This is a genomic window from Streptomyces sp. NPDC015032, assembly GCF_043080425.1.
Classification (GTDB): domain Bacteria; phylum Actinomycetota; class Actinomycetes; order Streptomycetales; family Streptomycetaceae; genus Streptomyces.
This window is the reverse complement of the sequence record NZ_JBIBVN010000059.1, coordinates 21,057-27,371: the sequence shown is the minus strand read 5'-3', so window position 1 is coordinate 27,371 and position 6,315 is coordinate 21,057. Positions and strand designations below refer to the sequence as shown.

Annotated in this window: 6 protein-coding genes and 1 pseudogene; all 7 read left to right on the top strand. The window is 66.1% G+C overall.

The window, feature by feature from the left end; translation table 11 throughout:
- Positions 1–521: pseudogene (locus ACF08M_RS38800) on the top strand (hypothetical protein); the annotation flags it as partial.
- Positions 518–916, top strand: a complete 399-nt coding sequence (locus ACF08M_RS38795) for a hypothetical protein (RefSeq protein ID WP_392190013.1) — start codon at positions 518–520, stop codon at positions 914–916. The pseudogene ACF08M_RS38800 and the gene ACF08M_RS38795, both read left to right, overlap by 4 nt.
- A 12-nt stretch (positions 917–928) precedes the next feature.
- On the top strand, positions 929–2,011 hold the full coding sequence (locus tag ACF08M_RS38790) for a phage/plasmid primase, P4 family (RefSeq protein ID WP_392190012.1): 1,083 nt from the start codon (positions 929–931) through the stop codon (positions 2,009–2,011).
- Positions 2,012–2,442: 431 nt separating this feature from the next.
- Positions 2,443–2,784, top strand: a complete 342-nt coding sequence (locus tag ACF08M_RS38785) for a hypothetical protein (RefSeq protein ID WP_392190011.1) — start codon at positions 2,443–2,445, stop codon at positions 2,782–2,784.
- Positions 2,785–2,847: 63 nt separating this feature from the next.
- The gene (locus ACF08M_RS38780) at positions 2,848–3,135 is read left to right on the top strand and encodes a hypothetical protein (protein ID WP_392190010.1); all 288 of its coding nucleotides are present in this window, start codon (positions 2,848–2,850) and stop codon (positions 3,133–3,135) included.
- Positions 3,136–3,243: 108 nt separating this feature from the next.
- Entirely contained in the window at positions 3,244–3,636 is a 393-nt protein-coding gene (locus tag ACF08M_RS38775) for a hypothetical protein (protein WP_392190009.1), read from the top strand.
- 837 nt (positions 3,637–4,473) lie between these two features.
- Positions 4,474–6,027, top strand: coding sequence for a LuxR C-terminal-related transcriptional regulator (locus ACF08M_RS38770; RefSeq protein ID WP_392190008.1), 1,554 nt, complete (start codon positions 4,474–4,476; stop codon positions 6,025–6,027).
- Positions 6,028–6,315 lie beyond the last annotated feature (288 nt).

Genomic DNA, 6,315 nt, shown 5'->3' with positions numbered 1-6,315 from the left:
GACAGCCGGGCCACCACCATTCTCACAACCAGCCCGCAACAGAGAAACGGCCCGCCGGAGAAATCGACGGACCGTCATGCAAGATCGAGGCTAGCAAGGGCGCGTACGAGCCGCTCGGCGACACCCGGACCATTGCCGAGCTGCCCGGTTGGCTACGCCGTGAGCTGGTCCGCGCAGGCCGCTGGATCGACCCGAACCCGCGCCGTGCGACCGGATATCAGCCGAACATGCGACGCGCTCAGACTTCCAGCCGGTACGTCACCAAAGCGATCGAGAGCGAGCTTGCGGTTCTTGCTGCAGCGCGGCCTGGAAACCGCTCCGAAACGCTGAACAAGTGCTCGTACGCGATCGGCCGTTTCGTCGGGGCGCACCTCGTCAGCGAGTCCGAAGCGCACGAGGCGATCACCGAGGCCGCCGTAGCCGCTGGGATCAGCCCCGACGAACGCAAAGCCCAGAACACCATCCGCAACGGTCTCACCGCCGGCGCGCGTAACCCTCGCACGATCGGGGTGGCGCGATGACCGCAGAGTTCGACCCGGCCGCCGCCGTTGCGAACATCAATGTCAACGCCCCGGATCCGGAAGAGCGGTTCATCCCGTCCCCCAACGATCCGATGGAAGTTGCCCGTCTCGTCATCCTGGACTACCTGACGGACGGGAAGTTGACGCTGCGCCGATGGCGCGGCGAGTGGTGGGAGTGGACCGGCACGTACTGGGCGAAGGTCACCGACCTGGACGTCAAGGCCGTCCTGTACCTGTTCACTGAACACGCCATGTGGCGCGGCATCGACAAGAAGGCCGTTCCGTTCGAGGCCAAGTGGAGTCCGACCCGCGGGAAGATCTCCAACCTGTTCGAGTCCATGGAGGTGATCACGGCCACCCCAGACAGCATCGAAGCACCTGACTGGGTGTACTAGCACCGCGGCGACGTGCAGCCGCGTGACCTGATCGCGTTCACCAATACGCTCCTGGACGTCACTACTCGCGAGGAGATCCCGAACACGCCAGCGCTGTTCAACCTGTCCTCCGTTCCGTACGACTACAGCGCGCACGCTGATGAGCCGAAGACGTGGCTGAAGTTCCTGGACTCCGTGTGGCCTGACGACCCGGATTCCATCGCCCTGCTGCAGGAGTGGTTCGGGTACGTCCTGTCCGGACGGACGAACCTGCAGAAGCTTCTCCTGATGCTCGGGCCGCCGCGTTCCGGCAAGGGATTGATCGCGCGCATCCTGAGCGCCCTGATCGGGACCGCGAACGTGAGTGGCCCAACCATGGGGTCGTTCGCGCAGAACTTTGGCCTTGAGAACCTGATCGGGAAGTCCCTTGCGGTTGTCGGTGACGCCCGCATCCCAAACGCGGTCAAAGATCAGGTACTTGAGAAGATCCTTATGATCGCGGGCGAGGACACCCTGCAGGCGGACATCAAGCATCGCAAGCCGTGGGAGGGGAAGCTGCCCGTCCGGTTGATGATCATGTCCAACGATGTGCCGTCGTTCGCCGACGAGTCAGGCGCGCTCGCGGCCCGCATCCTGCCGATCACGACGAAGATCTCATTCGTCGGCAAGGAGGACCGCACCCTTGAGGGGCGGATCCTGCCCGAGCTGCCAGGAATCCTTCTGTGGGGTCTCGAAGGCCTTGACCGCCTGATGAAGAACGGCGGTCGGTTCACCGAGCCTGCATCGGCCCAGGAGGCGATGGAGCTATACCGGGCGCAGTCCTCGCCGGTCGGTGCGTTCCTGTCCGAGTGGTGCGAGCTGGACCCGGATGCGTCCACCACCAAAGAAGCCTTGTACGACGCGTGGCGTGGTTGGTGCGAGCAGGCGGGGCGGGACCGCCCGGGCACGCTGGCAGGGCTCGCCAAGAACCTGTTCGCGGCGGGCAAGAACGTCAAGTCGAGCAAGCCGCGCATCGGCGGCCGACAGGTGCCGACGTTCACGGGTGTCCGGCTGGTGGTCGAGCGGGAGCCAGGGACCGGCTACTGGATCGGTATCCCTCCGTCCGACACGGACTGATCCAGGTTGAGCCGCCCCTGATCCAGGTGTGATCCGGGTGGCAAATCGGACACCCGGATCACCAAACATGCAGGTCGCACCGGCAATGAACCGTCCTGATCCGGGTGATCCAGGTAGTTCCAGAGAACTCACACACATGTACACACACGCAGGTATGAGTAACGGCCGCAATAGAGAACCAGCCCGGATCACCCGGATCAGTGAGCCGGAAAACCACTCCTGACCAGCTGAAACGCCGATCCGGGCAGTACCCAGCTCGAACCCGGATCACGGCGCAACCAGCTAGCAGGCGATCTCGCCCCCGGCCGGCCCCCGGCCACTGCCGAATGGAGACACCCATGCTCTACCGAGGACAGCGCAACGCCGTACTTCGCTCCCTCCCCGACCCTGCCCCGCCTGCCTGTTGGTTCTGCGGCACCAGCCGGGGGCCCATGAGTGCCGATGTCCACCAGTCAGCCGGGCACCTCTGCGCCCGCTGCTGGGCTTTCGGCCCACGAGGCCGGAACGAGTGGCTTCGCGCCGCATCCGCCCTGTGCATCGCCCTCGGCCTACCCAAGAGGGAATGGCACGAGAGCGGATTCAGGAACGGCTGGCTTCAGGAGACGGCCCAGCGGCACCGGATCACCGCATGGGTCGACGCCGGCCGCACCGACCAGCCGACCGTGGCGTTCGGCTGGCTCGCCAAGGACGTCCTCACTGCGGCCTGCGCCGACCTCGAAGCGATGGAGGCCGAACTGCAGCGCTCCCGCGTACGCCCCGCCACCCACCGATAGCGCCGTCGCCCGGCTGCCGCCCACCACGGCGGCCAGGACAACCAACATCCCTGGAGGAACCCGATGCAGCTCCGTGAGTACAAGCCCGGCGACCTCGTCATCGTCGACGCCCCTAACTGGGCCGACTTCGACGACACCAGCATGCCCGCCGAGGCCGTCATCCTCGGCCCCGACCTCGACTTCTGCACCGAATGTCACTGCACGCCCGCCGACGAGGACCACATGGGCGACGCACCCTGCTGCCCCGGCCCGTTCTTCAACGTGGCCTGGCTGTGCCCGTACCCGTGCCAGCCGGACAGCCACGACCACTCCGGGACATTCCCGTATCACGCGATCCTGCCGCGCGACTGACCGACCACCCGCCAGCCAGGCCGTCGCCCACCACGGCGGCCAGGCGACGACACCGACCACAGACTTCCAGCCGCAACCGGCGGCCGGACAATCCGAAGGAGAACCACCGTGACCGACGCCATCCGACCCGAAGTCGTGACCTTCGTCCACGCCCTGCTGTCCGACCTCATCCACGACACAACCACCATCCCCACCGACTGGGTGCACAAGGACGGACGACCCATGTCAGACCATGAGCGGGAGGTTCTCGGGAGCTGCACCCGACCCGAGCTCCAAGCTGTCCAGCGCCTCTCGAAAGCGCACCAGGCATTCATGGACCAGGAGAAGATCGACCTTGACCGTGTCGAAGCGCTCTGCGCTCCCTACTTCGCACTGCTGCCGGACGGCGCCGTCATGGGTGAGGTGATTGCCCTCATGCCCGAGGCAGAGCGAGACGAGCTGGTCGAGCTCATGGACCGGCTCACCCTCAAGGACCGATTGGGTGAGCAGCCCACCGCCTGACTCGCACGCAGCGGAGGCCGCGCCTATCCGAGTTGGGCGCGGCCGCCGATCCAGCACACCACGCCGATGCGTTGGCCACGGTGTCTCCGCTCACCGTTTCGTCCGCGACGCCGTGAGCGGCTCTATCGGGGCAGTGAGGGCCGTGGCGGACGACAGTAGGCCCGTTCTGTCGCTCCGCGACCCTCGGGCGCCCGGAGTGCGTCGAGAGCGTTCGAAGGCTTTCGGCTGTGTATCGGGCGACTGTCGGGTGTCGTGGGTCACATCGATGAAGTGGCTTCTGAATGCCCCGTTTTGACCCCATGTGTCGAGGGGTCCTTTTGGGTAACGAATCATAGAGGCGTTGCGCCCCGCTGGGGTCGCCGTGATCGCTCCCGGTGGACAACGGGTGGACAGGTGTGCGTGCGGCGAGCACGGCAGCGTCCGATCCCGGGACACCTTCGGTCTCCGGAAAGGTGCTGCGGCCCTCAAGGCGTTGCCGAGCGGCGAGGTCAGGCCAACGAGTGCGAGGTGATGGCCGGTTTGCCGGGCCCCCGCGAACTCGGGCTGGAAGCGGCGTACGCGGTCGCACAGAAGGCCCTGGACATGTCGGTGTGATTTTCAGCCAACGCTGATCTTGTCGGCCGGCCGCGACGGGCCTTCTCTTCCGCTGGCCCTTCCTCTTCTTTTCCCTTCCTCCTCTTCCTTTTCGAAATCCCGAACGATAAAGGGGGGCATCTCCTATTTTTTCGGTCTCCTTACCCGATGGCCTGAACCTGTAGCCCCCGGCTGCAAGTGCCTGGTGCCGACAGTGGGTCGGAAATAATGTGGATGGAGCACTGACGTGAGGGGGGCGCGGGCATGGCTGGCAAAGGGGAGGGGGATTTCGAGAATTTTTCGAATTCTCTGCCCTTCGATATCTCCTCACTGAGTGACGTACTTTATCTAATTAATTCCCGAAACCTGTCGGAAACGGAAGCCGAACCCCTCGCGGAACTCGACAAGGCCCGGATCAGTTTCATCCGCGGGCGCAGTCGCCACGCACTGCGCTCGATCGATGCCATGCTGCGGAGCATGGATCCGTCGGCCGGCGAATACCTCGACGTGGTCGCCCTCCGGCTCCTGGTTGTGGCGATGACGGGGGAGGGTGCGGAATCTCTGATTGCCGAGGCCGGGAAGTCGTACCAGGCCGGTTCCACGGCTCTGGACGTCATGGTGCTCTGCCTGAAGGCGAACAAGTGCTGGTACACGGGGGACCTCATTCAAGGGCTCTGGCTGAATCAGGTCGCGGTCGAGCAGGCCCGCAATGCCGCTCCTATCTGGAAGTTCTACGCGAATTTCCTGCTCGCGAAGCGGCTCATCGACATTCATGTCCCATATCAGGCGGACCGGATCATCCAGGACATACGGGAACTCGCCGGCAGTGCGGGCCTCTTCGTGTTCGGGCCGATGCCCGAAGCTCTCGAAGCGGTGCGGCACTGGCAGGAGGGGCGGCTGGACGAGGCCGAGCGGTCCGCCCAGCTCACCATCAGGCTCAGTCGGCGGTACACCTCGACCTTCGGGGTCAAGATGGCGCTGTCGGTCCTGGCCATGGTGAGCCTGGGCCGTGCGGACTGGGCGAAGACCGCGGAATACCTCGAGGTGTCTCGTGTCAGGTCCGAGCTGTACGGCATGCCGGACTCCGTCGCGCGTGCCGAGTGCGGGGAGGTAGCCCTGGCCTACGCCCAGGAGGGACCGCGCGCCGCGGCCGAGCAGGTACGGGCACGGTGGGCCCTGCTGGGCACTGGTTCGGGATTCTTCGCCGAAGACCCCGCCCGCCCCGCGTGGCTGGTCGCCGTCGCTGCCCAGGCGGGTGACATCGAACTGGGCGAACGGCTGCTGGAGGAGATCGGGCGTCTGGTCGAGATCAATCGGGGTGTGGCCGTACTGGAGACGGCGGCGGATACGGCGCGCGCGGCGATGGCGGGCGACTTGCTGGAACTGCCGACGGTGCTGCCGCTCACCCACCCCGCGACGGCACCGGGATCCTTCCTCGGCGCGCAAAGCGGGCAGAGCGGGCCGGGTGTGCCAGGTGGGCAGAGCGTCCCGGGCCTGCAGAGCATCCCGGTCGTGCCGGGCGTGCGGCGACCCGCCGTCCTGGAGCAGACGGGCACCGACGCCGTGGCGAGAGCACCGGATGCATCGGTTCTCGTCACCCGGCTCACCCGTCGGGAGCTTGAGATCGCCCGGCTCGTGGGGCGGGGCATGACCAATCAGGAGACCGCGCAGCAACTCGGGCTCTCGCCGCACACGGTGAGCTTCCACCTGCGCAACGTCTTCAGGAAACTCTCGATATCGACGAGGGTCAGGCTGAGCACGATCATGTTGCAAGCCGAGCGCGACCAGCCGGGCGGTGCGGCCACGGGCCCTACATGACGCCATGGCACCCGGCGTTGAGCCGGATCCTCCTCCAGCTCTGTGCCAGTGACCGCAGCGCTTCCGTGGACCGGTCGAGCGGACCCCGGTGAATGCTGTGCGGTTCGGCCCCGGCCAGGAGTTCGCAGGAGGCGGCGAGATCGCCGAAGGCCCGCACCAGTGATGCCGCCAGCGCTGGAACCCGGCCTGGTCGACGACGAGGCCGAGGTCGTCCTCCTGGCGCAGCGCTCCCAGGAGGTCACGCACCTCCACGGCGAGGGTTTCGGCGTTCTTGGCGATGCTTTCGTC